Consider the following 26,656-nt stretch of genomic DNA (forward strand, 5'->3'; position numbering starts at 1 on the left):
ACAGGGGTCAAAAGACACCACCCGTCCGAAAATCCCGAAAAGCTGTCCTGTCGATACATTCGCCCCCTCCCTACGCGGTTGATGGGCCGAGGCTAGCGGAACCCTGCGTCAGGATCGGACGCAGGCGGGATTCCGGCGGCCCGGGGCGCGACTTTCGGGGCGGGAATGCCGGATCGAGGGTCGGGAAGGCGCAGAAGATCGGGGGCGGGAAGACAGCCCGCGCGTCCACAGGCGCGTAAGCTTGTCCACGGGCGTGCGCGCCGTGCCGTTCCGCGTCTGCTATGAGGGGCTCAATGACTCCCCGTCCCTCGCCCGCCGACCAGATGCGACTGCCGCTGCAGCGCGACCTGCCCGATGGGGCCGAGGGCTTTGTCGTGTCCGACTGCAACCGGGCCGCGGTCGAGGCCCTCGCGGACTGGCCCAATCTGATCGGCGGCGCGATGGCAATCTGCGGGCCGGCCGGCTGCGGCAAGAGCCGGCTGGGGCAGATCTGGGCCGAGCGCGTCGGGGCGGTGGCCATTCATGGCTCGGAGGCGGCGCAGATCGATCCGCTGGAGCTGGACGGCCGGCCGGTGCTGCTGGACCCGGCGCGGGAGGTCGATGACGAGACCCTGTTCCACCTGATCAACCTGGCCCAGGCACCGGGCGGGGCCCTGCTGCTGATCGCGCGATCGGCGCCGTCGAGCTGGGAGGCCGCCCTGCCCGACCTGCGCTCGCGGCTGGACGCGGTCCGGACGTTTCCCATGGGGGTCCCGGACGATGCGGTGCTGTCGGCGATGCTGGAGGCCCGGTTCGCCGAGCGCGGCATTCGGCCGCAAAAGGATGTGGTGCCCTTTCTGCTGAGACGGATCGACCGTTCAGCAGCGGCCGCGGCGGATGTGGTCGAACGGCTGGACGCCCTGCACAGGCCGGTGACCCGGGCGCTGGCGCGGGAGGTCGTGGAGGGTGCGGAGGCGAGCGGGGAGTTGTTTGAGTGAGACTCATTCCTTCTCCCCTTGGGGGAGAAGGTGTCAGGCGGAGCCTGACGGATGAGGGGGATGTGACCGGACACTCGCTACGTGCCGCCGAATCGCGTCCAGCAACTCGTTCGGATTCCGCAGAAAAGCCTCGTTCCCGAACCGAAGGGTGATGAACCCGGCGTCCGCCAGCTTCAAATCACGCTCCGCATCCACGACCTCCCGAAGCCTGTGGATGCCGCCGTCCAGCTCGATCACAAGCTTGAACTCGGGACAGAGGAAGTCTGCGATCGCGCCCGCGACCGGGACCTGACGGCGGAATTTCAGGCCCTCGAAATTTCGGCCCCGCAGCATTTTCCAGAGGTGAGCTTCCGCGCCCGTCATGTCAGACCGGAGTCGACGCGCTTGCCGCGTTCTGGATTCTGTCTGGTGCATCGCCCTGACATCCCCCTCATCCGACCCGCTGCGCGGGCCACCTTCTCCCCCTGAGGGGAGAAGGAAGCGAACTAAAGCCCCAGCTTGGCCTTCAGGATGTCGTTGACCGCGGCCGGATTGGCCTTGCCGCCGGTGGCCTTCATGACCTGACCGACGAACCAGCCGAGCGACTGGGGCTTCTCGGCGACGCCGGCGGCCTTGTCGGGGTTGGCGACGATGATCTCGTCGATGGCCTGTTCGATCGCGCCGGTGTCGGTGACCTGTTTGAGGCCGTGTTTCTCGACGACCTCGGCGGGCGAGCCCTCGCCGTTCCAGACGTAGTCGAAGACCTCCTTGGCGATCTTGGACGAGATCACATTGGTCTCGATCAGTTCGACCAGCTGGGCGACGTGGGCGGCCGGGACCGGGCTCTGGTCGAAGTCGAGATGGTCGGCGGCGAGGCGGGCCGACAGCTCGTTCGTCACCCAGTTGGACACCAGCTTCGCATCACGGCCTTTTGCCGCCGCTTCGAAATAGTCGGCCTTGGCCTGTTCCGAGATCAGCACCACGGCGTCGTATTGCGACAGGCCGTAGTCGGCCATCAGCCGGCGGCGCTTGGCGTCCGGCAATTCGGGCAGTGACGCCTTGATGCCGTCGATCCAGGCCTGTTCCAGCTCCAGCGGCAGCAGGTCGGGGTCCGGGAAGTAGCGATAGTCCATCGCCTCTTCCTTGGAGCGCATCGAACGGGTCTCGCCGGCCGTCGGGTCGTAGAGGCGGGTCTCCTGATCGATCTTGCCGCCGTCCTCGAGGATCTCGATCTGGCGCCGGGCCTCATAGTTGATGGCCTGGGAGATGAAGCGGAACGAGTTGACGTTCTTGATCTCGCAGCGCGTGCCCAGATGGCTGAAATCACCGGTCGCCTTGAACTTCTCGTACTGGCCCTCGCGGCAGACGGAGACGTTGACGTCGGCGCGCAGATTACCCTTCTCCATGTCGCCGTCGCAGGTGCCGAGATAGATCAGGATGGTTCTGATCTTCTTGACGTAAGCCACGGCTTCTTCAGGGGAACGGATGTCCGGACGCGACACGATCTCCATCAGGGCCGTGCCGGCGCGGTTCAGGTCGACGTAGCTCTCGGTCGGCGACAGGTCGTGGATCAGCTTGCCCGCGTCCTGCTCCAGATGCAGGCGCTCGATGCCGACGTTGAAGAAGGAGCCGTCCTCGGCCTCCACCTCGACGACGCCCTCGCCGACGATCGGGAAGTAGAGCTGGCTGATCTGATAGCCGGTCGGCAGGTCGGGGTAGAAATAGTTCTTCCGGTCGAACTGGCTGCGTTTGTTGATCTGCGCATTGAGGCCAAGGCCGGTGCGGACGGCCTGTTCGACGCAGTATTTGTTCAGGGTCGGCAACATGCCGGGGAAGCCGGCGTCGACCAGCGACACCTGCTCGTTCGGCCCCGCGCCGAAGCCGACGGCGGCACCCGAGAACAGCTTGGCCTTCGACGCTACCTGGGCGTGGATCTCCAGCCCCATGACGATTTCCCACGGGCCGGTTCGGCCCTGGATGAGTTTGGACGTGTCAGCTTGGATCATTCTCGCTTTTCGACGGCGGAGGCCCCTAGATCAACCCTGTTTTAGCGGAGCGCTCTGCCGCCAGCTTCAATAGCCAGGGCCTGCCAACGAGTTTCATCAGTTTGGGTGCCGAGCTTGTCCAATTCAGACGATACGCTTTCGTCAGCCATCAGATCACCCATAGCGATCTCGCCTACTGCGCTGAACGCCTCCTCAACGGCGGTAAACCCCTCATACCGGAGTGCGAGGATGGCTTGTGGCCGGCAATCCTCAAGCACGAGACGCTCCATCAGCCGGGCGGTCGCGATTGTATTCTCTTGACGACGGGCTTCAGAAATATTCGAAAAATCGGAAACTGCCGGATGATCGGCAATCGCCCCGAAGAGCCAGCGAACAAACGCCAGTCGGTCCTCAGGTGAAGTCGATGCTACGATGCAGCGCTTGAGATCATCGGCATATACCTCGGCCTTGGCAGTTCCTGCGGAGAGTAGCGAGGCGGCTACAAGAGCCATAAGACCCAGTTTCATTCTTTACTCCCAGCCGACGGAAGAATCCGTTCGCACCTTAACATAGAGTTTTATCGACTAACCCCTTTAGGTCGAGTCTATCACCACCACTTCTCAGGCTTCGCGACAAACCCCGCCGCATCTTCCAGCGCGCTGGCGACCTGGAAGACCGTCGCCTCATCCAGCGCCTTGCCGATGACCTGGAGGCCCAGCGGCAGGCCGCCCTTGTCGACGCCCGCGGGCACGGAGATGCCCGGCAGGCCGGCGAGGTTGGCGGTGACGGTGAAGATGTCGTTCAGATACATCTGCAGCGGGTCGATCTGCCTGTCGCCGATCGCAAATGCCGCTGACGGCGTAGAGGGCGTCACGATGGCGTCGACCTTGTCCCAGACGGCGTCAAAATCCATGGCGATGCGGCGACGGACCTTGAGGGCGCGGACATAATAGGCGTCGTAGAAGCCGGCCGAGAGCACATAGGCGCCGATGGTCAGGCGACGCTGGACCTCCTTGCCGAAGCCCTCGGCGCGGCTGGTTTCATAGAGGTCGGCCAGGCTGGTCGTGCCCTCGGCGCGGTGGCCGAAGCGCATGCCGTCGTAGCGGGCCAGGTTGGACGAGGCCTCGGCGGGAGCGATGATGTAATAGGCCGGCAGGGCGTATTTGGTGTGCGGCAGGCTGATCGGCACGATCTCGCAGCCGGCGGCCTTGAGCCATGCGATGCCCTGGTCCCACAGCGCCTGGATCTCGGCCGGCATGCCGTCGACGACGTATTCCTTGGGCACGCCGATGCGCAGGCCCTTGACCGACTGGCCGAGGGACCGGGTCCAGTCGGGCGTCTCGACGTCGAGACTGGTGGCGTCCTTCGGGTCGTAGGAGCACATCGAGCGCAGCAGGATGGCGGCGTCCTCGACCGTCTTGGTGATCGGGCCGGCCTGATCGAGCGAACTGGCGAAGGCGACCATGCCGAAACGGCTGGCGCGGCCATAGGTGGGCTTGATCCCGACCGTGCCGGTGAAGGCGGCGGGCTGGCGGATCGAGCCGCCGGTGTCGGAGGCGGTGGCGGCGAGGCAGAGGTCGCCGGCGACGGCCGAGGCCGAGCCGCCCGAGCTGCCGCCCGGGGTCAGATCAGCATTGGAAGTCGTTGACTTCCATGGGTTCACGACCGGGCCGAACGCCGAGGTCTCGTTGGACGAGCCCATGGCGAACTCGTCCATGTTGAGCTTGCCCAGCATGACCGCACCGTCGCGCCACAGGTTGGCGGTGACGGTGGACTCATAGGGCGGCACGAACCCGCGCAGCATGTTGGAGCCGGCGGTGGTCTGGACGCCGTCGGTGCAGAACAGGTCCTTGATCCCGAGCGGCGCGCCTTCGAGGGCACCGCCCTCCCCCTTGGCCAGCTTCGCGTCAGAGGCGCGGGCCATGGCGAGGGCCTTGTCCGTGGTCTGGACGACGAAGGCGTTCAGGCGCGGATTGGCGGCGTCGATGCCGGCGACGAAGGCCTTGGTGATTTCCTCGGACGAGAAGTCGCGGGCCTTGAGGCCGTCGAGGGCGGCTTTCAGCGTGAACTTGGTCAGGTCGGACATTCTATTCGACCACCTTGGGCACAACGAAGAAGCCGTCGGCCGAGCGCGGGGCGTTGCCGAGCACGTCAGCAACCTTGTCGCCGTCGGAGACGACGTCGTCGCGCAGGCGCATGGGCTGGGCCACGTTGGAGGTCATGGGCTCGACGCCGTCGACGTCGACCTCGTTGAGCTGTTCGATCCAGGCGAGGATGCCGTTCAGCTCGGCCGCGAGCGGCTCGAGCCTGTCCTCGGGGGTCTTGATGCGGGCGAGGTGCGCCACGCGGCGCACGGTCGCGGCGTCGATGGCCATGCGGCCCTCCAATGCGAAACCAGAACGGGCGGGATTAGCGTTCCAGCCCCGGTTTCACAAGGATTCTGACGCCCTCCGCGTCACTGCGCCGGCGTGACCGTCACCGTGGCCGGGACCGAGCCGTCGGTGGCGACCGCCCAACCGACGATGATCCGCCGGGTCCGGCTGCTGATATTGCCCGAGGCCTCGTCCATCACGCTCTCGCTGATCTCCAGATCGACCCGCCCCGGCGCCTCGGACAGGACGCGGTAGTCGAGGAAGTCACCGATGCGGAAGACGCGCCAGCCCTCGGCCGGAGAATCGAAGAAGGCGACGTGGGTGTAGAGGCCGTTCATCGCCGGATCGCCGCCGGCCGTGCCGAACAGTTTGATGGTGTGGTCGCCCTGACGCATCAGCGGGGTCAGCTCGACGACGGCGGCGGCCCATTGGTTGCCGTCTTCCGTGTCCGGCTGGACCGTGGCGGCGGGGCCTGCGGCAGTCAGGGGCGCGGCGGCGGGTGCCGTCTGTTCAGCCGGAATGGCGGCCTTGCGGCTCTCGACCTGGGCGTCGCAGGCGGCCAGTCCGAGCAGGGCGGCGAGGAAGGTTACGGGCTTCATCGGAGATTCTCCCAACAGCAACGGCGCAGCTTGCACTTTGACAGGGCGGCTCGCCAGTCCTACCGCCAAGCCGTGACAGTTCTATCGCTCGAAGACCTCGCCGCCTCCACCCCGCCGGGCACGCCGTGGCTGGGGCTGGATCTGGGCGAAAAGACCATCGGCGTGGCGGTCAGCGATACGACGCGGATGATCGCCAGTCCGCTGTCCCTGGTCCGCAAGACGAAATTCACCGACGACGCCCATGCGGTGCTGAAGCTGATGGACGGGCGCAAGGCGTCGGGGCTGGTGATCGGCCTGCCGCTGAACATGGATGGCAGCGAGGGACCGCGGGCGCAGTCGTGCCGGGCCTTCGCCCGCAATCTGCAGCGTATCCGCGCCGTGCCCTGCGCCTTCCAGGACGAGCGGCTGTCGACCAGCGCGGTCGAGCGGTTCCTGATCGAGGAGCTGGACCTCAACCGCAAGCGCCGCGCCAATGTGATCGACCGCACCGCCGCCGCCTGGATATTGCAGGGCGCGCTGGACCGGTTGCGCATCGGATGACAGGGCTGATCCTCGGCATCGTCCCGGTCTTCGTGCTGATCGCCATCGGCTACGGCTTGAGAAAATCAGACTTCCTGCCCGATGCGACCTGGCGGCCGATCGAGAAGCTGTCGATCCATCTGCTGTATCCGGGCTTTCTGATCCCGGCGATCTGGAACGCCGATCTGTCGGGCGGCAGCGCCGGGGCGGCGGGGGCCAGCGCGGTGATCGCCGTGCTGATCGTGGCGGCCATCACCCTGCTGTCGAAGCCGCTGATGACCATCGACGGCCCGGCCTTCACCAGCGTGCTGCAGGGGGTGATCCGCTGGAACAGCTTCGTCTTCCTGCCGGTGATCCAGTCGACCTTCGGGGCCGAGGGGTTGGCGCTGGCGGCGGTGATGATCGCGGCGATCATTCCGGTGACCAATATCGTCTGCGTCGTGGCCCTGGCGCGTTGGGGGGCGGACCAGAGAGGCACGCGGCCACTGGCGCTGGCGAAGGCGGTGTTCTCCAATCCGATCCTGCTGGCCTGCCTGATCGGTCTGGCGCTGAATTTCGCGGGTGTGCCGCGGCTGACCGGGATTTCGGAGACGCTGGAGCTGCTGGGCGGGGCGGCGCTGCCGCTGGGCCTGATCGTCGCCGGCGCGGGGCTGAGCTTCGCCGAGGTGGCGCGGCGCAAATGGACGGTGATGAGCGTCAGCTTCGTCAAACTGGTGCTGATGCCGCCGCTGATGTGGGGGATGTGCGTCCTGCTGGGCGGGGATGAGCTGGCGCAGGGCGTGGCGCTGCTGTGCGGCGCGGCACCGGGCGCAGCGGCCAGCTATATCCTCGCGCGGCAGATGGGCGGGGATGCACCGCTGATGGCCGGGATCGTGGCGCTGACGACGGTCGGAAGCGCCTTGAGCATCCCGATCCTGCTGGCGCTATTCCATCTGGCCTAGATGCACCCTATAGGCGGGCCTCGATGAGCCAGCCTGCCGCCCTCACCGATCTGATTCTCGAGCGGCTGGCGCCGTTCCCGCGCAGCCATTTCCTGTCCGCGGGCGATCTGAACGCCGCGACCACCCCGCCGCTGCTGGATCTGGCCGACGCCTTCGTCGACTTCAATCGCCAGTCGTCAAAGTCGCTGGACCTGATGCGCGGGCGCACGGTCATGAACCTGTTCTTCGAGAACTCGACCCGCACCAGCGCATCGTTCGAGATCGCGGCCAAGCGGCTGGGCGCGGATGTGACAGCGCTGAGCCCGCGCACCTCGTCCACCGCCAAGGGCGAGACCCTGATCGATACGGCGGCGACGCTGAACGCGATGAAGCCCGATGTGCTGGTGGTGCGCCACGGTGCCTCGGGTGCCGCGGCCCTGCTGTCGCAGAAGGTCGGCTGCGCGGTGGTCAACGCCGGCGACGGGCGGCATGAGCATCCGACCCAGGCGCTTCTGGATCTGCTGAGCCTGCGCCGGGCCTTCGGCGACGTGGGCGGACTGACGGTCGCGATCTGCGGCGACATCGCCCACAGCCGGGTGGCGCGGTCCAATGTCTCGATGCTGTCAATGATGGGGGCGCGGGTGCGGCTGATCGGGCCGCCGACCCTGGTGCCCGGCGACGCCGACCGCTGGGGCTGCGAGGTCTTCCACGACATGCGCGAGGGCCTGAGAGGCTGCGACGTCGTGATGATGCTGCGGCTGCAGCTGGAGCGGATGGAGGGGGCGCTGATCCCCTCGACCCGCGAGTATTTCCGCTTCTGGGGTCTGGACCGCGAGAAGCTGTCCTGGGCGAACGCCGGGGCGAAGGTGATGCATCCGGGGCCGATGAACCGCGGCGTGGAGATCGATTCCGACGTGGCCGACGATCTGAGCGTCTCGCTGATCCAGGATCAGGTCGAGATGGGGGTGGCGGCGCGGATGGCGGTGCTGGCGGCACTCTCCGCACGGCTGGATGGAGACGCGGCATGAGTGCCATCGCCATCCTGAACGCGCGGCTGCTGGACCCGGCCACGGACTATGACGGTCCCGGCGCGGTGCTGGTCGAGGACGGGCGGATCACCGAGGTCATCCACGGCGGCGGCGCGGTCGCTCCGGCGGGCGTGACGGTGATCGATGCCGGAGGCCTGTGCCTGTCGCCGGGCCTGATCGACATCCGGGTCAAGACCGGCGAGCCCGGTGCCGAGCCGAAGGAGACGCTGAAGTCGGCCAGTCTGTCGGCGGCGGCGGGCGGCGTGACCACCATCGTCATCCAGCCCGACACCGACCCGGCCATCGACGACCCGGCGATGATCGAATTCATCCTGCGGCGCGGCGCGGCCCTCGGGCTGGTCAATGTCCGGGCGGCGGGCGCGGCGACGAGAGCCCGCGACGGCGTCCACATGGCCGAGCTCGGCCTGATGGATGAGGCCGGCGCCCTGTATTTCACCGATGTGGACCGGGTCATCGCCAATACCCGCACCCTGCAAAGGGTGATGAGCTACGCCGCCGCCTTCAACGCCCTGATCTCCTGCCGCCCGGCCGAGCCCTGGCTGAGCGAGGGCGCGGTGGCGACCTCGGGCGAACTGGCGACGCGGCTGGGCCTTTCCTCCGCCCCGGCCATCGCCGAGCGGATCCAGCTGGAGCGGGACCTGGCGCTGGTCGAACAGACGGGCGCGCGCTTCCTCGTCGACCAGATCTCGACCGAGGGTGCACTGGAGACCCTGGCCCGGGCGCGGGCGAAGGGGCTGGAGGTCGCCGCCTCGGTGTCGATCAACCACCTGTGCTTCAACGAGATCGATATCGGCGACTACCGCACCTTCTACCGGCTCGATCCGCCGTTGCGGCCCGAGAGCGACCGGCAGGCGCTGATCGAGGCGGTGCGCGACGGCCTGATCGACGCCATCACCTCGGCCCATGCCCCCGCCCCTGCCGAGGACAAGCGCCGCCCGTTCGCGGAAGCAACGCCGGGTGCCGTCGGGCTCGAGACCCTGCTGCCCGCCGCCCTGACCCTGCACCATGAGGACGGGCTGGAGCTGCTCGACATCCTGCGGCCCCTGACCCAGGGTCCCGCGACCCTCCTGGGGCTCGACGCCGGCGTGCTGGCGGCCGGAGCGCCGGCAGACCTTATCCTGTTCGATGCGGGCGCGCCGGTGGTGGTCGACGCCGACGCCCTGAAGTCCAAGTCGAAGAACTCGCCGTTCGACGGGCGACGATTGCAGGGCAAGGTCTTGCTCACCGTCGTCGGCGGACGCATCGTCCACGACACACGTTAAGAGGGACGAATCACTTGCAGGATCTGGTCGGCCCGGCCCTGGGGACGCTCGCGCTCGCAGCGGCGGGCGGTTACCTGCTGGGCTCCATTCCGTTCGGCGTCATTCTGACCCGCCTGGCGACGGGCGAGGATGTGCGCAGCATCGGCTCCGGCAATATCGGTGCGACCAACGTCCTGCGGACCGGGCGCAAGGACCTGGCCTTCGCCACCCTGATCCTCGACGCCGGCAAGGGCGCGGCGGCCTTCCTGATTGCCCAGGCCCTGTTCCCGGGTGTCCCGGCCATCGCCGCCATCGCCGGCGGCGCGGCCTTCCTCGGCCACCTGTTCCCCGTATGGCTCGGCTTCAAGGGCGGCAAGGGAGTGGCGACATTCTTCGGTCTGTTGCTGGCCGCGGCCTGGCCGCTGGGCCTGATGGCCGGGGCGACCTGGCTGATCGTGGCGGCCCTGTTCCGCATGTCGTCTTTCGCCGCTCTGATCGCGGCGGTCATGGCACCCCTGTTCGCCCTGCTGCCCCTCCCCGTGATGGGCCTCCCGGCCTCGGGCCCGATCCTCGCGCTGTCGGTCGCGACCGCGCTGCTGATCTGGATCCGGCATCATGAGAATATCGCCCGCATCCTGAAGGGGACCGAACCCCGGATCGGCGCGAAGAAGGGGTGACCCTTCCAGCCGCAGAGCGTTTCTCGCGCCTGCGTCTGGCGCGGACCGACCAGGTCGGTCCGGTGACCTTTCAACAGTTGCTGGAGCGGTTCGGCTCGGCGGAGCGGGCCCTCGAGGTCCTGCCCGACCAGATCCGGCGCGGCGGCGCTCATGGCTACGCGATTCCGCCGGTCGAACGGATCGAAACCGAGATAGCAGCGGGCGAGCGTCTGGGTGCCCGGCTGATCGTTCTGGGCGACGCCGACTATCCAGACATGCTGGCGGCGGTCGATCCGCCGCCGCCCCTGCTTTGGACCCTTGGCGACGCGAGCCTGATGACACGGCCCTGTATCGCCGTGGTCGGGGCGCGGATCGCCTCGGCGGGTGGGCAGAGGATCGCGCGCGGGCTGGCGCAGCAGCTGGGCGAGGCCGGCCATGTCGTGGTGTCGGGACTGGCGCGGGGCATCGACGCCGCGGCCCATACCGGGGCCCTGCCGACCGGGACCGTGGCGGTGCTGGGCGGCGGCGTGGACGACATCTATCCGCCGGACAACGCCGACCTCTATGCCCAGGTCGCCGAACAGGGCTGTGTGGTCTCGGAGAGTCCGGTCGGCGCACGGGCGCAGGCGAAAGACTTCCCGCGTCGCAACCGGATCATCTCGGGCCTGTCGCGCGGGGTGATCGTGGTGGAGGCGGAGTTGCGCTCCGGCTCGCTGATCACGGCGCGGCTGGCGGGCGAACAGGGTCGTGACGTCTTCGCCGTGCCGGGATCGCCGCTGGACCCACGCTCGCGGGGCCCGAACGAACTGCTGCGACAGGGCGCCATTCTCTGCGAAGGGCTGGAGGATGTGGAGCGTGCGTTCTCGACCCTGCGGACGCTCCGCGAGCCCGGACCGGACAATCCGTTCGAGGGCGCGCCGGACGAGATCGAGGCGGCGCTGATCGAGCGGGTCGCAGCCCTGCTGTCGCCGACGCCGACGCCGCGGGACGAACTCGCCAGGGCGCTGGGCCTGCCGATCGGGACGGTGGCGGCCGCCCTGCTTGAGCTCAATCTTGCGGGTCGCGCCGAGCTGCTTCCGGGCGGTCTGGCCGCGGCACGATCACCCTGAATTCCAGCGCCGATTGACAGCGGCCTTCCCGCCAACCACGTTCCGCCCCCTTTCCGAGCCCGCGCAAGGCCCCCTCCCCGCATGAACCTCGTCGTTGTCGAGAGCCCCGCAAAGGCCAAGACCATCAACAAATATCTGGGCCCGGACTTCACCGTCCTGGCGTCCTATGGCCACGTCCGGGACCTGCCGTCGAAGGACGGCTCGGTGCTGCCCGACGACGATTTCGCCATGAGCTGGGAAGTCGACGCCCGCGCCTCCAAGCGGATGTCGGAGATCGCCGAGGCGGCGAAAAAGGCCGACCGCGTCATCCTGGCGACCGACCCTGACCGCGAGGGCGAGGCGATCAGCTGGCACGTTCTGGAGATCCTGACCAAGAAGAAGGCGCTCAAGGACACCGCCGTCGAGCGCGTCACCTTCAACGCCATCACCAAATCCGCCGTGCTGGAGGCCATGGCCAATCCGCGCCAGCTGGATATGGAACTGGTCGAGGCCTATCTGGCCCGCCGCGCGCTGGACTATCTGGTGGGCTTCACCCTGTCGCCCGTGCTGTGGCGCAAACTGCCGGGCGCGCGCTCGGCCGGTCGGGTGCAGTCGGTTGCCCTGCGCATCGTCGTCGACCGCGAGATGGAGATCGAGGCGTTCCGGGCCCAGGAATACTGGTCGGTCGAAGCCGATCTGGCCGCCGACAGCCCACCCTTCACGACGCGTCTGGTCAAACACGCCGGCAAGCGGGTGCAACGGCTGGACATCACCTCTGAGGCCATGGCGAACGCCGCGCGCGACGCCATCAAGGCCGGCAGCTTCACCATCAAGTCGATCGAGAAGAAGCCGGTCAAGCGCAGCCCCTCGCCGCCCTTCACCACCTCGACCCTGCAGCAGGAGGCCGCGCGCAAGCTCGGCTTCACCGCCCAGCGCACCATGCAGGCGGCGCAGAAACTGTATGAGGGCGTCGACGATACAGGCGGCCTGATCACCTATATGCGGACCGACGGCCTGTCGGTCAGCCCCGAGGGTATCGCCCAGGCCCGTGAGGTCATCGCCGACCGGTTCGGCCCGGCCTACGTCCCGGAGCAACCGCGATATTACAAGACCAAGGTCAAGAACGCCCAGGAAGCGCACGAAGCGATCCGGCCGACCAACCTGACCCGCCACCCCGACAGCCTGCGGCTCGAGGGCGACCTGTCGCGACTGTACGAGCTGATCTGGAAGCGGATGGTCGCCAGCCAGATGGAGTCCGCACGGCTCGACCGGACCACGGTCGACGTCGAGACTCCGGACGGCCAGACCGGCCTGCGCGCCACCGGCCAGGTCGTGGCCTTCGACGGCTTCATCGCCGTCTATGAAGAGGGTCGCGACGACAAGCCCAAGGACGGCGTCGACGATGAGGACGACACCACCCGCCTGCCCGCGCTGAAGGAAGGCGCCGTGGCCAGGGTCGAGGCGATCCGCACCGACCAGCATTTCACCGAGCCGCCCCCGCGCTTCTCGGAAGCGACCCTGGTGAAGAAGCTGGAAGAGCTCGGCATCGGCCGGCCGTCGACCTACGCCTCGATCCTGACCACCCTGCGCGACCGCGAATACGTCCGCATGGACAAGAACCGGTTCATTCCAGAAGACAACGGACGGCTGGTCACGGCCTTCCTCGAGCAGTTCTTCACCCAGTGGGTCCAGTACGACTTCACCGCCGCGCTGGAGACCCGTCTCGACGAGGTCTCGGCCGGTGATCTCGACTGGAAGGTCGTGCTGCGCGACTTCTGGAGCCAGCTGAAGCCGGCGACGGACGCCGTCACCGCGCGCCAGGGCGTGATCGACGAGCTGGACACGGCGATCGGGCCCTTCCTGTTCCCCGACAAGGGCGACGGGACGGACGCGCGGCTGTGCCCCCTGTGCAAACAGGGCCGGCTGCATCTGAAGGCCAGCTTCAAGATGAAGTCGTCCTTCATCGGCTGCTCCAACTATCCGGAGTGCCGCTATACGCGGGGCTTCGGCGCCGCGACCGGCGTCGAGGATGGCGGGGACCGCGATCTGGGCATCGATCCGGACACCGGCGCGCCCGTGGCCCTGAAGATCGGGCGGTTCGGCCCCTATGTCGAAACCACCATCCCCGGCGAGGAGAAGCCGAAGCGCTCGTCCCTGCCCAAGGGCTGGTCGCCCGCGACCCTGGCGCTGGAACAGGCCCTGCGCCTGCTGGCCCTGCCGCGTGCGGTCGGGATGCATCCGGAGGACGGCCAGCCGATCTCGGCGGGCCTGGGCCGTTACGGGCCGTTCGTGCTGCATGCCGGGACCTATGCCAATGTCGCCGACATCGACGAGGTGTTCGACATCGGCCTGAACCGGGCCGTGGTGCTGCTGGCCGAGAAGCGGGCGGGCAAGTTCGCGGGACGCGGGGCGGCCACCGCGCCGCTGAAGGACCTCGGCGCCCACCCGGAGACGGGCGAGCCGGTGCACGTCATGGCCGGGCGGTTCGGTCCCTATGTGAAGTCGGGCAAGATCAACGCCACCCTGCCCAAGGGCTCGGCACCCGAAGACATGACGATGGAGATCGCCGTGCCGCTGCTGGCCGCGCGCGCCGCGGCCGCTCCGGCCAAGGGCAAGAAGGCACCGGCGGCGAAGAAGGCCGCTCCCAAGGCGGCGGCCAAGAAGCCGGCGGCGAAGAAAAAGCCGGCCGCCAAAAAGCCGGCGGCGAAGAAGACCGGGGCCTAGGGCTTCAGCAGCCGGTCACGGGCGGCGTTCAGACGGGAGGCCAGGCCTTCCGTGCCGCCCTGATCGGGGTGAGCGCGGCCCATCAGCCGCTTCCAGGCCGTGTTGATCTCCTGCGGCGTCGCATCAGCCGAAACACCGAGGAGAGAGCGGGCCTCGGCTGGACTCATCGCCTCGGTCCGGGGTGCCGGCGCGCGCTGGCGCGAGGACAGGGTCAGCCAGATGCCGGCCCCGGCGAGGGCGGCGGCCGGCAGCCATGAACCCCGGGCCGCGAGCAGGACCGCACCGGCGATCAGCACGGCGCTGAACAGGGTGGCGGTGATGCGCCAGTGGCCGCGGCCCCGTCGTTCAGTCTGACGACCCAGCCGGACCAGCGCCCAGACAGCGATCGCCGCCAGCGCCAGCCAGACGAGGCTCAAGACCTCACGCCGCCGCGTCCAGCGGGGCGTCCAGCGCGCTGCCATCCAGCCCGAGGGCCAGCATCAGATTGCGCATCTCCTGGCGGGCCGCGACATGGGCCAGCGACACGGCGACCGGGCGAACCTCATTCGACAGGTCAGCGACGGTCAGGCCGAAGGGGAAGAGCTCGCGATAGATGACGCGGTCGCGCAGGCCGGGGCCGATGCGGAAGCCGACCCGGCGGGCCAGCTTCTCCATCCGCTCCTCAAGCCGCTGGCGGTTGCGGGCAGCGGCGACGGCCATACGGTTGACCACGACGATCCAGTCGATGGCCGCAGTGCGGCCCTCGGTGATCGCCCGGTGCTTGCGGGCCTCCCAGACGCTCTCCGAATAGATCGAGGGCTTGAGCAGTTCGAGCGTGACCGGATCGATCTGACCCAGCAGGTCGAAATCGACGAAGCTGTCGTTCATCGGGGTGACGATCTGGTCGGCGAGGCCGTGGGCGGTCCGCGACAGCAGGGTGTCGCCGCCGGGCGTGTCGATCAGGATGACATCAGCCTCTGCGCGGGCCCGGGCCATGGCGGCCTCGAAACGGGCCAGCTGTTCGGTTTCGTCGGCCCTGGCCAGCGCCTTGCCGTCGCCCATGTCGGGTTCGACCGGCATGGGCAGGACCTGGTTGTTGCCGGCCATCCAGGCGGCGCGGTTGGCGAAGAATTTGGCCATCGAGCGCTGGCGCAGGTCCAGATCGATGATCGCCACGCGCCGGCCCGCGTGCAGCAGGCCGCAGACGATGTGGATGGCGAGGGTGGACTTGCCCGCCCCGCCCTTTTCGTTGCCGACGACGATGACCGAAGGGTCAGCCATGGATGTTCACGCCCCGTTGGCGGCCGCCGACTCAGACACGCGGCCACAGGCTGACAGAATCGCGTCCGGGAAGGCCAACGTCAACGACAGGATGGGCAGCGGCTGTGGATGCGCGCGTCAGGCGACCCGATTGCACCAGGGATCATCGATGCCGGCGGCGGCGCAGACGGCGGCGGCTCCCGCTGAGGGGGCGACAACCTTCAGCCGGGTCAGACGGCGACCGCCGACCTCGACGCCCTCATAGACGGGCGACAGGCCGTTGAGCGCCCAGGCGGCCTCGCCGGACTTGAGGCGGGCCCAGGCCGAACGGGCGGCGGCCTCGCTGGAATAGGCGCCGAGCTGGACGAGACCGCGGTTGGCGCGCGGGGCGGCCGGGCGGGCAGTCGACAGGGCCGGACGCAGGCCGGCGCGGGACGAGGCGGCGTCGATACGGGTGGACACCCGTTGCACCACGGCGTCGGCGACCGCGGGCGCGGCGGCGGCGACCAGTTGCGGTGCCGCGCGCTCGACCGCGCCTTCAAGACCGTCGCGGGCATCCCAGAGCGCATGCGGGTCCATCACCTCAACGCGCAGCGCCGGGCGCAGGCCCGCTTCAGCCGCTGTGTGCCGCGGCGTAGCGGCCACGCCGTTGCCGTCGACATCGATCGCGGCAACGGAATTGGCCAGGTTCTCGAAGCGATTCGGGTCGCTGTCGATCATGCCGCAGGCGTTCAGGGCGACAGCCGACACAAGGACGACGACTGGACGAATGATGAGGCTGGGCTTCATAAGCCCACACTTGCACGGCAAGATTTGCCGCCCGGTTCACAATCAGGCTTAAGCCGGAAGGTTAATCCGTTCATCATGACCGAGACCGACGCCCTTCCCGTGGTTCGCAGCATCGCGGCACTGCGCCAGACCGTAAGCGGCTGGAGGCGGCAAGGGTTCTCCGTCGGTTTCGTGCCGACCATGGGCGCGCTGCACGAAGGTCATCTGACGCTTGTGCGGGAAGCCGGCCGGCGGGCGGACCGGGTCGTGGCCAGCGTGTTCGTCAATCCGACCCAGTTCGCCGCCCACGAAGACCTGGGGACCTATCCGAGGCAGGAGGCGAAGGACGCCGAACTGCTGGCCGGCGCGGGCTGCCACCTGCTGTTCGCCCCGGCGGTCGAGGAGATGTATCCGGCGGGTGCGACGACCACGATCAGCGTCGGCGGACCGGCCGAGGGACTGGAAGGCGCGTTCCGTCCGCAGATGTTCGGCGGGGTGGCCCTGGTGGTGGCCAAACTGCTGAACCAGGTCCAGGCGGATGTGGCCGTGTTCGGCGAAAAGGACTGGCAGCAGTTGATGGTCGTACGGCGGCTGGTCCGGGATCTGGATATTCCCACCGACATCATCGGCTCGCCGACCATGCGGGACGGTCACGGCCTGGCCCTGTCGTCGCGCAATGCCTACCTCTCCGGCCCGGAGCTTGCGATCGCACGGCAGCTGAACGGCGTGCTCGCCGAGGCGGGGCTGGCGGCCGCGTCCGGGGCGGCGCTGGAGACGGTTGAGCGGGACGCCCGCGAAGCCCTGCTGCAGGCCGGCTTCAGCCATGTCGACTATGTCGCCGTTTGCCGCGCTGACGATCTGGCCGGGTTCGAGGCCGGTCGGGTCGACGCGCCGGGCCGGATCCTGACGGCCGCCTGGCTGGGGCGAACGCGGCTGATCGACAATATGGCGGTCACCCCGCCGGCCTGACCGGCCTCAGGCCAGCTTCAGGTCCATCGCCCCGCCGATCCATTCGATCCGCGACCGGCGGCGCGCCTCGGCGGCGGCGGTCGCATCGCCCAGGGCCGCTTCGGCCTCAGCGAGGACGAAATAGCTGTAGGGGTCGTTCGGCCAGTCCTCGATCAGTTCGAGCACCTTGGCCCGCGCGCCGGCGGCATCGCCTTTGAGCAGCAGGGCGGCGGCGAGGCTGCGGCGGGTCGGATACCAGATGATCGGCGGGTCGCCGCCCTCCTCACCCTGCCCCTGGATCGCGGCTGCCCGGGTGAAGGCGGCGATGGCGGCGTCCGCGTCGCCCTCGATCATGGCCGCACGGCCTTCAAGGACGCGCTGGGAGAGTTCGGTGAACTCGCGCCGCTCGGTGGCCATCGGCCCGGAAGCGAATGAGGGCTCGGCGCGCAGCGCCTCGATCGCGGCGGCCTCGGCCCGGACACCCGCGGCGTCACCCGCCCGTGCCGCGGCCTCGCCCCGCGCATAGCGCCAGCTGACACGCAGCATCGGATGGCTGGCGGCCGGCTCCGGCAGGGCCGCGACCTGTTCCGCCGATCCGAACCGGCCGTAGTTGGCGTAGGCATTGTTGGCGACCATCTGCCTCCACAGGTTGTCGGCCGGAATGTCCGGATAGGTGGCCAGGAACCATTCGGCGAGCTTGAGCCCCTCCTCGGCCCCGCCGGCCATGAGGGCACCACCCATGCCGAAATGGATGTTGTGGCCGTGCAGGGGCATGCCGGGCACGCCACCGGGCGGCCGGGCGAGGCGGTCGTACTGCCGGTCCAGCGCCACGGCGTTGACGTTGGACATCATGGCGTCGCGATAGCGGCCGACCCGGTAGAAGGTGTGCGACGGCATATGCACCAGATGGCTGGCACCCGGTGCCAGGGCAGCCAGCCGCTCGCCATACGGAATGGCCTTGTGCGGATCGTCCGACCATTCGGTCAGATGGATGTAGAGGTGGATGGCACCCGGATCATTCGGTGCCGCGGCCAGCGCCTGTTCGAGGATACCCATGGCGCGGGTGATGCCGGGATCTTTCGCCTTCCCGTCGTCATCCCACCACTCGTCGGCCTTGAGCATCCAGGCGTCAGCGGTGATGGCGGCGACGGTGATGTCCGACGGATTGCGGCGGGCGATCCGGTCCATGGCCTGGGCGAAGCGACGGTCTCGGGTGCTCTTCAGCCCCGAATAGCGCTGCACCAGGGCGTCGATCATCTGGCGCTGCATGGGGGTCGCGCGACGCGCCAGCCGACGGGCATCGCGCGCGGCCCTCAGGGCGGCAGCCTGGCTGTCGTCGTCGTTGCCGCCGCCGTTCAGATTGGGCCCGAGCGCCCAGGCCTCGCCCCAGGCGCACATACCGCAGCTCGGGTCGAGCAGACGCGCCTTGCGGAAGGCCCGCACCGATTCCTTGTGCTCAAAGGCCCAGCGCAGCCGGACCCCGTGATTGAACCATGCCTGGGCCTCGGGAATTTCGGTATCGACCGCGAAGCCGCCGGTTCCGAAGCCCTCGACCATGACCATGTCCGCGACCGGTGTGCCGGTGTTGGCGGAGACGGCGGGCCCGCAGACCTGGGGCCGTTCGATCCGGTCGAGCATGGCACGCTCGGCCGTCGCGTCAGCGACGGCGGCTGGGCCGATCAGGGAAACGGTCAGGGCGACGCCGGCCAACAGAAGTTTGCGCATGATCGGGGCCTCCCCTGCCCTTGCCGTCACCTTGTCTCGAAAGCCGGCGTTCGCCAAGCGCCGAGGCGGGGTCAGCCGCAGTCCACACGCTCGATGATACCGGTCGCCTCGACGAACCGGATGTTCAGCCGGTCCGGCCGCAGGTCCTTCGTCGTCGGGCAGGTGGTGCAGACGATCCGGACGTTGGCACCCTGCGGGAAGGACACCGCACCGACATGCGAACCGATCAGGGAGCGGGCGGCATCGGCGTCGCATTGCTGCGGAATCGGCACTGTGTCCGGCTCAACCGGCGCGCAGGCCGCGAGGGCGAGACCGGCGGCGACGATCAGGCCCCTCATCCGCATTTGACCTCGCGGATCACGCCGGTGGGCTCCTCGAAAAGGATGTTCAGGCGACCGGGGCTGTAGTCCATGGTCACCGGACAGGTGGTGCAGGTGACGCGCCAGACTTCGCCGGACGGCCGCGCGGGCAGTTCAGAGCGGTTGCGGCCGACGTAGCGTTGATACTGGTCAGCCTTGCACCGGGAGGGATCGTCTTCCGGCGGAACCGGCGCCGGGTCGCCCGCGTCGACGGGTGCGCAGGCCGCGACCAGCAGGGCCGTTGCGGCGAGGGTGAGGGCCTGGAATTTCATAGGCTCGTCTCCTGTGGCGGGCTCAGCCGCAGCGGACCTGTTCGACGACTTCGGTCTGCTCGTTGAAGAAGATGTTGAGGCGGGTCGGCGAATAGTCCTCGGTGACCGGGCATGTCGTGCAGGTGACGCGCCGGTTCACCACATCAACGGGAACGGGGATTTCGGTCTTCGGTTTCCCGACCAGCCATTGAAGTTCGCCCGCGCGACACATGTCGGCCGTCGGGTTCGACGAGCGTGAGCCGGTCGGCTGGTTGATCTGGGCTTCCTCGATCGTGCGGGGTGCCAGGGCCTCCGAGGCGGGCGCCGCGCACGCCGCCAGCGCCAGCAGGGCGATCAGGCCGCCTTTTCCCAGCGTCCTTCCGGAGACTGTTTCCAGTAGGCCAGTGCCGCGCCCGCATCCTTCAGCGACTTCCACCGGACCCGCGCGCCCGTCAGCGCCGTCTCGTCGCGTCCGTCGAAGATGATGAAGCATCGCTCGAAGCCTTTCGTGTCGCCCAGTTCTGAGCCGTCCACAATGAACAGCGCCTGAGCGGCGTTCGGGTTCTCAAGCGATTCGGTCAGCAGTATGGGCTGACGCGCCGCCTCCGGCCCGGACGCCCGCCCATGGGCGAGGAAGCTGTCGTCGCGGTACGTCCAGAGCCGCTCGTCGATGTCGTCGAGCAAACGCGGATCGGCGGCGCGCACCAGCGCCCGCCAACCCCGCTCGCGCGTCTTTTCCATCAGGCCGGGCAGCACCTGTTCGAGGGTCGACCGCTCGAGGTGGTAGAACCAGATTTCCGGCTTGGCGTCAGACACCCGGTCCTACCTTTTCAGAGCCTCAGGACTCGTAGCTGTCGGCCACCATCCGGTCGAGCGTACGCACGCCCCAGCCGACGGCACCGTCCGGAACCGTCGGGTTGCGGCTGTCCTTGACCCAGGCGGTCGGGGCGATGTCGATATGGGCCCAGGGCACACCATTGGTGAAGCGCTGCAGGAACAGGGCGGCGGTGATCGAGCCGCCGGCGCGGCCGTTGCCGGTGTTCTTCACGTCGGCGATCGGGGTGTCGATGTGGCGCTCGTAGAAGGCCGGGATCGGCATCCGCCAGGCGTTCTCGCCGACCTTGGGACCGGCGGCGAGGAAGTTGTTCGCCAGTTCGTCGGAGTTGGAGAACACGCCGGCATACTCGAGCCCGAGGGCCACGATCATGGCCCCGGTCAGGGTGGCGAGATCGAGCATGAATTTCGGCTTGAACCGGTCCTGGGTGTACCAGAGGCAGTCAGCCAGAACGAGGCGGCCTTCCGCGTCGGTGTTCAGGATCTCGACCGACTGGCCCGACAGCGACATGACCACGTCACCCGGACGCTGGGCATTGCCGTCCGGCATGTTCTCGACCAGGCCGATGACGCCGATCGCATTGACCTTCGCCTTGCGGCCGGCGAGCGCATGCATCAGGCCGACGACGGCGGCCGAGCCGCCCATGTCCCACTTCATCTCTTCCATGCCGTCGGCCGGCTTGATCGAGATGCCGCCGGTGTCGAAGGTCACGCCCTTGCCGACGAAGGCGATCGGCTGATCGCCCTTGTTGCCGCCGTTCCACTTCATGATGACGACCTGGCTGTCGCGCACACTGCCCTGGCCCACGGCCAGCAGGGTGCGGAAGCCGAGCTTCTCAAGCTCTTTCTCGCCGAGGACCTCGACTTCGAGGCCCAGCTTCTCGAGCGCCTTCACGCGCTTCGCATATTCTTCCGGGTAGAGGACGTTGGCCGGTTCGGCGACGAGATCACGGGCGAACTCGACCGCCGTGGCGATGGCGGCATGCGCCGCATAGGCGGCCTCAGCGGCCTTCGGGTCGGCGGCGACGACGCGAATCGTCTCGATCGACGGCGTCTTCTCCGGTTTCAGCTTGGTGCGGTATTTGAGGAACCGGTAGGCGGCCAGACGGGCGGCAAAGGCAGCGCGGGCTGCCTGGTCGGCGGTCAGGTGGGCGGCGTCGAGGGTCAGGGCGGACGCGCCCGACAGCTTCACCGCATGATAGGCGGCACCGGCAGCGGACTCGAGCGCGAGGTCGTCAAACTTGCCGGCCTCACCAGCGCCGCTGAGCAGGATGGTCCCGGCGTCGACCCCGGCCGGGGCGGCGACGATCAGGGTGCTGTTCGAGCCGCCGGTGAACCGGCTGGCAGTCATCGCCTTCGTCAGGGCTCCGGAGGTCGCCGTATCGAGCTGCGGGCCCGTGCCGGCCAGAACCCGGCCTTCGTGGACCAGAACGGCCAGAACCTCAGCGGCGCCCGCGGACGCGACGAACTCGATCTGCATTTACTACTCCCGCCGGGCGATACGCCCCGGCTCTGTGTCGATGGTATGAGCGCGCGCGGTTTCACCGGCGCAGTCGGGTGTGTATTAGATGCGCTCCCTCGCCGTCGCCTGCAATGTGCGAATTCTTTCGAAACATGACACTGATCCAAGGCTACCTTTTCCGGCAGATCGGGCGCCCCGTGGTGGCTGCGTGCGCTGCGCTGGCCGGAATCGGTATCCTGAGCCAGAGCCTCGACCAGCTGGAAGTCATCGTCGAGCGCGGCCAGAGCGTCTGGGTGATGGTCAAGCTGACCCTGCTGGCCGTGCCGCAGCTGCTGGCGGTCATCATTCCGATCGGCCTGTTCGTCGGTGCTCTGATCGCCCTGACACGTCTCCAGCGGGAGCAGGAACTGACCGCGGTCTTCGCCTCCGGGGTCACGCGCTGGTCGGCGATCCGGCCGGCCGTCCGGATCGCGGCGATCGCGGCCTTGCTGACCCTGGTGGTCACGACGGTGGGTCAGCCATGGGCGCAACGTCAGGCGCGGGCCGAGGCCTTTGCCGTCCGCACCGATCTGGCCGCCTTGCTGGTCGAGGAAGGACAGTTCGTCCGGGGGCCCAACGGGCTGACCGTCTACGTCCAACAGATCGAACAAAACGGCCTGCTCAAGAACCTGTTCGTCTACATGACCGACGGCGATGATGCGGTCACATGGGATGCTGCCGAGGCGCGGTTCGGGCGGATTGAGGGCCTGCCGGTCCTGACAATGAAGAACGCGTCGACCACCCGCTACTCGAGCCGGGGGGTCCTGACCTACGCATCATTCGCCCAAACCGTCGTCGATCTCTCGCCCTATGCGGCCATGACCGAGCAGGTCCGCTACAAGCCGTCGGACCTGTATCTGACCCAGCTGTTCAATCCGTCGCCGGCGGACCTTGAGCGGGTCGGATCGGCGGGCGAGCTGATGGCAGAGGGGCACTCCAGACTGTCGGCCCCGCTCTACGCCCTGATGGCCATGGCCATGGCGCTGACGGCGATCCTGGGGGGGCCGTTCAGCCGGACGGGATACGGGCTGCGAATCGCCAAGGTCGCGGGCGTTTTCCTGCTCGTGCGCATCGCCGGCTATGGCGTGGTCTCCGCCAGCGCCTGGAACGGCTGGCTGAACATCTTCCAGTATCTGCTGCCGATCGTGGCGACGGTCGTCGCCCTGAGGTTGCTGTTCCGGGCGCTCAAGCCCCGCCGGCGGCCCGTCTGGCCGGCCTATGAGCGGCTGAAGGCGCGGTTCGCATGATCAGCCGCACCTCCCTGCCCGTCCCCTGGCTGCGACTGGGTCGAATCGAACGCTATGTGCTGGTCCAGCAGGCGCGGTCGCTGGGCATAGCGCTGGGCGTCATCGCCGCCCTGATCATGCTGATCGACTTCGTGGAGATCTCCCGCGGCGTCGGCTCGGATGTCGACCTGTCTGGCGTGCGCATCCTCGGGCTGATGCTGCTGAAGTCGCCGCAGGTGATCATCCAACTGCTGCCGTTCGTCTTCCTGTTCGGGACGCTGGCGGCCTTTGTTGGCCTGAACCGGCGCAGCGAGCTGATCGCCATGCGGGCGGCGGGCGTGTCCGCCTGGCGGTTCGTGCTTCCGGCGGCCGGCGCAGCCCTGATGTTCGGCGTGATCACCGTCGCGGCCCTCGGGCCGCTGGCGGCCTCCGCTGACGGCCTGTTCCAGCGCGAGCGGGCGCGACTGTCCGGATCCGCGGCCGGGGCGGAGGCCCGCCCGACCGTCTGGATCCGAGAGGGCGACGACACCCGTCAGATGGTGATCCGCGCCGAGCGTCAGGACCGGTCGAACGCCCGGCTGCTGGACGTGACCTTCTTCATCTACACCAATGACGCCGCGGGCATGCGGACCTTCTCCGAGCGGATCGACGCCGAGTCGGCGTCGCTGTCGAACGGCAGCTGGCGGCTGGTCGATGCGGTCGGGGCGGAGATCGGCCAGCGTGCCGTGCGCTACGCCACCCTGGACCTGCCCTCGAGCCTGGCCGACGAAGAGGCGTTCGAACGGTTCGCCCGACCGCAGGCGACCTCCTTCTGGTCCCTGCCGGCGCAGATCGACCGGGTGGAGGCCGCGGGCTTCTCGTCGACGGCCTACCGGCTCCGGCTGCAGCAGCTGCTGGCCACGCCACTGATGTTCGCGGCCATGTCGATCCTGGCCGCCGCCTTCTCCCTGCGACTGATGCGGCTGGGCGATCTGGCGCGGATGAGCGTCGCCGCCGTGGTGCTTGGGTTCGGGTTTTTCTTCGTCAATCAGGCGGCGTCCGCCTTCGGATCGGCGGAAGTGATCCCGCCATGGCTTGCGGCCTGGCTTCCGCCCTTGCTGACAGCGCTCGCCGCCTTCACCTTGCTGTTCTATACCGAAGACGGCTAAGCGAACCGGCCTGCCATCCGGCTTGCCGGACCGTCCGCCCTTCAGAGTGATTTCTTGCATGCAGCGTGATCGCCGCGCGCCCGATTTGGGAGCCTTGCGCTACCGGCTTCTGGCCGGTGCGGCCGCCATCGCGCTGTCGTCTCTGGCGGGTGCGGCCCAGGCGCAGCAGGCGCCCGCAGCGACATCCCCGGTGCCGCCCGGTGCCGACGGACTGGCCCCGGAAGCGGTCTATATCGAAGCGGATTCCGCCGGCCGGACGGGCGATGTGATCACGGCGGAAGGTGCCGGAGCCGACCGCGTCCTGGCCCGGTTCCGCGGCGCGACCCTGAGAGCCGGCGCCGTCACCTATGACCTCGGGCTCGGCATCGCCACGGCGGACCGGCAGGTCGAGTTCAGTGATCCCGAGGGCAATGTCGTCTTCGCCAGCCATCTGGAGCTCGGCTCGGATCTGAAGACGGGCGTAGCGGTCGATTTCGCCACCCGCCTGCGCAACGGGGCCAGCCTGATGGCGGCGACGGCCGTGCGCCGGAGCGAGAACGTCAACGAGCTCAACTACGCCCTCTTCACCCCCTGCCCGATCTGCGACACCGACGGAAATCCGAAGGAGCCCAGCATCTCCATCCAGGCGGAGAAGGTCGTCCAGGACGAGGAGTTGCGCGCGATCCTGTATCGCAATGCCGTGTTCCGGGTCGGCGGCGTGCCCGTGTTTTACCTGCCGTTCTTCGCCCACCCTGATCCGACCGTCGAACGGGCCTCAGGCTTCCTCGTGCCCATCCCCAGCTATGATGAGGGACGCGGCCTGAGCCTTGAGGTGCCCTATCTTCATGTGGTGTCGCCGTCCGAGGACTGGCTGATCAGCCCGCAGCTGAACACCGACGTCGCGCCCCTGCTGAACCTGCAATGGCGCCGCCGGTTCGCCGACGGGATGATCGTCGCCCGTGGCGGTTACACCTACGAGCGCAGCTTCGGGGACTTCGACCTCGACAACGACGGCGACGCCGAGAGCAACGTCAAATACGGCGATCGCACGAGCCGCAGCTATTTCCTCGGCCACGGCCGATTCGATCCCATGGGCCCGTGGCGCTGGGGTTTCACTGTCGAGCGCGTGTCGGACAAGACCCTGTTCGACCGCTACGACGTCCGTGATCCCTATCAGGACAACGGCCTCTATTATGGCGACCAGCGGCGGCTGATCAGCCAGCTGTACGCCGAGCGGCAGACCGCGCGGTCCTATCTGTCGGTTGCCGCCTTCGACCTGCAGAGCCTGCGGGTCAGCGTTTTCGATCCCGTAACGCCGGCGTTGAACGAGTTCGAGGCGGACGGTGCCCTGCCGGTGGTCGCACCGCTGGTCGAGGCGCGCTGGGAGCCGGACGGCCCGATATTCGGCGGCCGTCTGCGGCTGCGGGGATCCGCCGTGTCGCTGTATCGCGACGACTATGTCGGCGGCCCCGTGCTGCGGCCCCAGATCATTCCGGCCGTGCTGACGCCGGATCTGCCCGGCGTCGACAGCCGTCGGATTTCGGGTCAGGCCGAATGGCGGCGCACCCTGATCTCGCCGCTGGGCGTGCGGTGGGAAACCTTCGTCGATGTCCGCGCCGACTTCTATTCCGTCGGTGACCTGCCGCCCATGCTGGGGCTGGAGGAGGAAGCTATTTCCCGCGGCCGCGCCACGGCGGGCCTCGACATCAGCTATCCCCTGTTCCGCAGCGTCGGCCCCGGTGCCGACCTGATCCTGGAGCCGATGGCGCAGCTGTCGGCCTCGACCGCGTCCGACCTCGATCCGCGCATCCCCATCGAGGACAGCCAGACGCTGGAGCTGGACGAGAGTTCGCTGTTCCGGACCGACCGGTTCCCCGGCTACGACCTTTATGAAGGCGGTCTGCGTCTGACCCTCGGGACCCGCGCGACCCTGCGCTGGAACGAGGGCCGGCAGGCCAGCCTGTTCATCGGCCGCAGCTATCGCGCCGACGAGGAGCCGGCCTTCCTGACCCCGGTCCCGGACCTGCCGAGCCAGCTCTATGATCCGAGCGGCCTCGCCTCCCAGACCTCCGACTGGGTCGTGCAGGGCAGCTTCTCGCCCTCTGACCGGATCCGCGGCTGGGGCCACGCCACGATCGATGCCTCCGGCGAAATCCGTCGGGCGGAAGCGGCGGTGGATGGCCGCTGGGGCCGGCGCAATCTGGCGACCGTCAGCTACATCATCGACCGCTCCAATCCGTTGCCCGGCCCTTCAAACCGCAACTACGAATTCGTGCAGCTGTCTGCACAGCAGTTCGTCTATGGCAACTGGGGCGTGGCAGTTTCGGCGACGGCCGACTTCGATCCCCAGCCGCGTCCGGGCGATCCCGACCCCGACTTTCTTGTAACCAGGTCCGAAGTCGGCCTGCTGTTCGATGACGACTGTTTCCGCTTCGAGATCGGTTACCGGCGCGACAACACCCGGGTTCGCCCGACCGGGCCGTCCGAGGGCATCTATGTGCGCCTAAACCTCGCCACTTTCGGCGGTACAGGGTATTGACGCAGCGACGGGCGCTGACGGCCGCGCGGC

At 68.3% G+C, this 26,656-nt stretch carries 27 protein-coding genes; 12 read left to right on the plus strand and 15 right to left on the minus strand.

The genetic code is table 11. The annotated features are described in order from the left end of the window. The first annotated feature begins 293 nt into the window (after positions 1–293). Positions 294–977, plus strand: coding sequence for a chromosomal replication initiator DnaA (locus KB221_09115; GenBank protein WIY68262.1), 684 nt, complete (start codon positions 294–296; stop codon positions 975–977). A 33-nt stretch (positions 978–1,010) separates the two neighbouring features. Here KB221_09115 and KB221_09120 read toward each other — a convergent pair whose 3' ends face one another. From KB221_09120 to KB221_09145, 6 genes are all read right to left on the minus strand, one after another. Continuing rightward, a complete protein-coding gene (locus tag KB221_09120) occupies positions 1,011–1,340 on the minus strand; it encodes an endonuclease domain-containing protein (protein WIY68263.1) in 330 nt (109 codons plus the stop codon). 122 nt (positions 1,341–1,462) lie between these two features. Continuing rightward, positions 1,463–2,962 (minus strand): Asp-tRNA(Asn)/Glu-tRNA(Gln) amidotransferase subunit GatB, encoded by a 1,500-nt coding sequence (gene gatB / locus KB221_09125; protein ID WIY68264.1) that lies wholly within the window; start codon positions 2,960–2,962, stop codon positions 1,463–1,465. Between the two features lie 41 nt (positions 2,963–3,003). Next, the gene (locus KB221_09130) at positions 3,004–3,468 is read right to left on the minus strand and encodes a hypothetical protein (protein WIY68265.1); all 465 of its coding nucleotides are present in this window, start codon (positions 3,466–3,468) and stop codon (positions 3,004–3,006) included. 80 nt (positions 3,469–3,548) lie between these two features. Then, positions 3,549–5,027 (minus strand): Asp-tRNA(Asn)/Glu-tRNA(Gln) amidotransferase subunit GatA, encoded by a 1,479-nt coding sequence (gene gatA, locus KB221_09135; protein ID WIY68266.1) that lies wholly within the window; start codon positions 5,025–5,027, stop codon positions 3,549–3,551. Position 5,028: 1 nt separating this feature from the next. After that, entirely contained in the window at positions 5,029–5,316 is a 288-nt protein-coding gene (gatC, locus tag KB221_09140; GenBank protein WIY68267.1) for an Asp-tRNA(Asn)/Glu-tRNA(Gln) amidotransferase subunit GatC, read from the minus strand. Positions 5,317–5,396: 80 nt separating this feature from the next. Next, entirely contained in the window at positions 5,397–5,912 is a 516-nt protein-coding gene (locus KB221_09145; GenBank protein WIY68268.1) for a hypothetical protein, read from the minus strand. 72 nt (positions 5,913–5,984) lie between these two features. Between KB221_09145 and ruvX the strand changes: the two genes are divergently transcribed. From ruvX to topA, 7 genes are all read left to right on the plus strand, one after another. Then, on the plus strand, positions 5,985–6,452 hold the full coding sequence (gene ruvX / locus KB221_09150; protein WIY68269.1) for a Holliday junction resolvase RuvX: 468 nt from the start codon (positions 5,985–5,987) through the stop codon (positions 6,450–6,452). Then, positions 6,449–7,372 (plus strand): AEC family transporter, encoded by a 924-nt coding sequence (locus KB221_09155; protein WIY68270.1) that lies wholly within the window; start codon positions 6,449–6,451, stop codon positions 7,370–7,372. Before ruvX ends, KB221_09155 begins: the two co-directional genes overlap by 4 nt. Positions 7,373–7,395: 23 nt before the next feature. After that, complete coding sequence (locus KB221_09160; GenBank protein ID WIY68271.1) at positions 7,396–8,379, plus strand: aspartate carbamoyltransferase catalytic subunit; 984 nt, start codon at positions 7,396–7,398, stop codon at positions 8,377–8,379. Beyond that, entirely contained in the window at positions 8,376–9,662 is a 1,287-nt protein-coding gene (gene pyrC, locus KB221_09165) for a dihydroorotase (protein ID WIY68272.1), read from the plus strand. Before KB221_09160 ends, pyrC begins: the two co-directional genes overlap by 4 nt. 14 nt (positions 9,663–9,676) lie before the next feature. Next, positions 9,677–10,318, plus strand: a complete 642-nt coding sequence (plsY, locus tag KB221_09170) for a glycerol-3-phosphate 1-O-acyltransferase PlsY (protein ID WIY68273.1) — start codon at positions 9,677–9,679, stop codon at positions 10,316–10,318. Continuing rightward, positions 10,315–11,406 carry a DNA-processing protein DprA gene (gene dprA / locus KB221_09175; GenBank protein WIY68274.1) on the plus strand — a complete coding sequence of 364 codons (1,092 nt, stop codon included), beginning with the start codon at positions 10,315–10,317 and terminating at the stop codon, positions 11,404–11,406. Before plsY ends, dprA begins: the two co-directional genes overlap by 4 nt. A gap of 81 nt (positions 11,407–11,487) precedes the next feature. Next, positions 11,488–14,109 (plus strand): type I DNA topoisomerase, encoded by a 2,622-nt coding sequence (topA, locus tag KB221_09180; GenBank protein WIY68275.1) that lies wholly within the window; start codon positions 11,488–11,490, stop codon positions 14,107–14,109. Here topA and KB221_09185 read toward each other — a convergent pair. From KB221_09185 to KB221_09195, 3 genes are all read right to left on the minus strand, one after another. Continuing rightward, positions 14,106–14,525: a molecular chaperone DnaJ gene (locus tag KB221_09185; GenBank protein WIY68276.1), complete on the minus strand. Its 420-nt coding sequence runs from the start codon at positions 14,523–14,525 to the stop codon at positions 14,106–14,108. The genes topA and KB221_09185 overlap by 4 nt on opposite strands. Before the next feature lie 4 nt (positions 14,526–14,529). Continuing rightward, positions 14,530–15,369: a division plane positioning ATPase MipZ gene (locus KB221_09190; GenBank protein WIY68277.1), complete on the minus strand. Its 840-nt coding sequence runs from the start codon at positions 15,367–15,369 to the stop codon at positions 14,530–14,532. Between the two features lie 117 nt (positions 15,370–15,486). Further along, a complete protein-coding gene (locus KB221_09195; GenBank protein WIY68278.1) occupies positions 15,487–16,137 on the minus strand; it encodes an SPOR domain-containing protein in 651 nt (216 codons plus the stop codon). 75 nt (positions 16,138–16,212) lie between these two features. Between KB221_09195 and panC the strand changes: the two genes are divergently transcribed. Next, positions 16,213–17,085, plus strand: a complete 873-nt coding sequence (gene panC, locus KB221_09200; protein ID WIY68279.1) for a pantoate--beta-alanine ligase — start codon at positions 16,213–16,215, stop codon at positions 17,083–17,085. A 6-nt stretch (positions 17,086–17,091) separates the two neighbouring features. Here the strand turns inward: panC and KB221_09205 are convergent, their stop codons facing one another. The 6 genes from KB221_09205 to KB221_09230 all read right to left on the minus strand — a co-directional run bounded on the left by KB221_09205 (position 17,092) and on the right by KB221_09230 (position 21,713). Then, on the minus strand, positions 17,092–18,789 hold the full coding sequence (locus KB221_09205; protein WIY68280.1) for a hypothetical protein: 1,698 nt from the start codon (positions 18,787–18,789) through the stop codon (positions 17,092–17,094). Between the two features lie 71 nt (positions 18,790–18,860). Further along, a complete protein-coding gene (locus KB221_09210) occupies positions 18,861–19,127 on the minus strand; it encodes a hypothetical protein (protein WIY68281.1) in 267 nt (88 codons plus the stop codon). Continuing rightward, positions 19,124–19,420, minus strand: coding sequence for an I78 family peptidase inhibitor (locus tag KB221_09215; protein WIY68282.1), 297 nt, complete (start codon positions 19,418–19,420; stop codon positions 19,124–19,126). The genes KB221_09210 and KB221_09215 overlap by 4 nt, the downstream gene beginning before the upstream one ends. Positions 19,421–19,442: 22 nt before the next feature. Continuing rightward, complete coding sequence (locus KB221_09220; GenBank protein WIY68283.1) at positions 19,443–19,835, minus strand: hypothetical protein; 393 nt, start codon at positions 19,833–19,835, stop codon at positions 19,443–19,445. Continuing rightward, positions 19,754–20,215 (minus strand): DNA polymerase III subunit chi, encoded by a 462-nt coding sequence (locus tag KB221_09225; GenBank protein WIY68284.1) that lies wholly within the window; start codon positions 20,213–20,215, stop codon positions 19,754–19,756. The genes KB221_09220 and KB221_09225 overlap by 82 nt, the downstream gene beginning before the upstream one ends. A gap of 22 nt (positions 20,216–20,237) precedes the next feature. Further along, on the minus strand, positions 20,238–21,713 hold the full coding sequence (locus KB221_09230) for a leucyl aminopeptidase (protein ID WIY68285.1): 1,476 nt from the start codon (positions 21,711–21,713) through the stop codon (positions 20,238–20,240). 134 nt (positions 21,714–21,847) lie between these two features. Between KB221_09230 and KB221_09235 the strand changes: the two genes are divergently transcribed. The 3 genes from KB221_09235 to lptD all read left to right on the plus strand — a co-directional run bounded on the left by KB221_09235 (position 21,848) and on the right by lptD (position 26,626). Beyond that, positions 21,848–22,981: an LptF/LptG family permease gene (locus KB221_09235; protein WIY68286.1), complete on the plus strand. Its 1,134-nt coding sequence runs from the start codon at positions 21,848–21,850 to the stop codon at positions 22,979–22,981. Then, positions 22,978–24,108, plus strand: a complete 1,131-nt coding sequence (gene lptG / locus KB221_09240) for an LPS export ABC transporter permease LptG (GenBank protein ID WIY68287.1) — start codon at positions 22,978–22,980, stop codon at positions 24,106–24,108. The genes KB221_09235 and lptG overlap by 4 nt, the downstream gene beginning before the upstream one ends. Positions 24,109–24,202: 94 nt before the next feature. Beyond that, positions 24,203–26,626 (plus strand): LPS assembly protein LptD, encoded by a 2,424-nt coding sequence (gene lptD, locus KB221_09245; GenBank protein WIY68288.1) that lies wholly within the window; start codon positions 24,203–24,205, stop codon positions 26,624–26,626. The last annotated feature ends 30 nt before the right edge of the window (positions 26,627–26,656 follow it).

It is taken from the genome of Aquidulcibacter paucihalophilus (assembly GCA_030285985.1).
In the GTDB taxonomy this organism is placed as follows: Bacteria; Pseudomonadota; Alphaproteobacteria; order Caulobacterales; family Caulobacteraceae; genus Brevundimonas.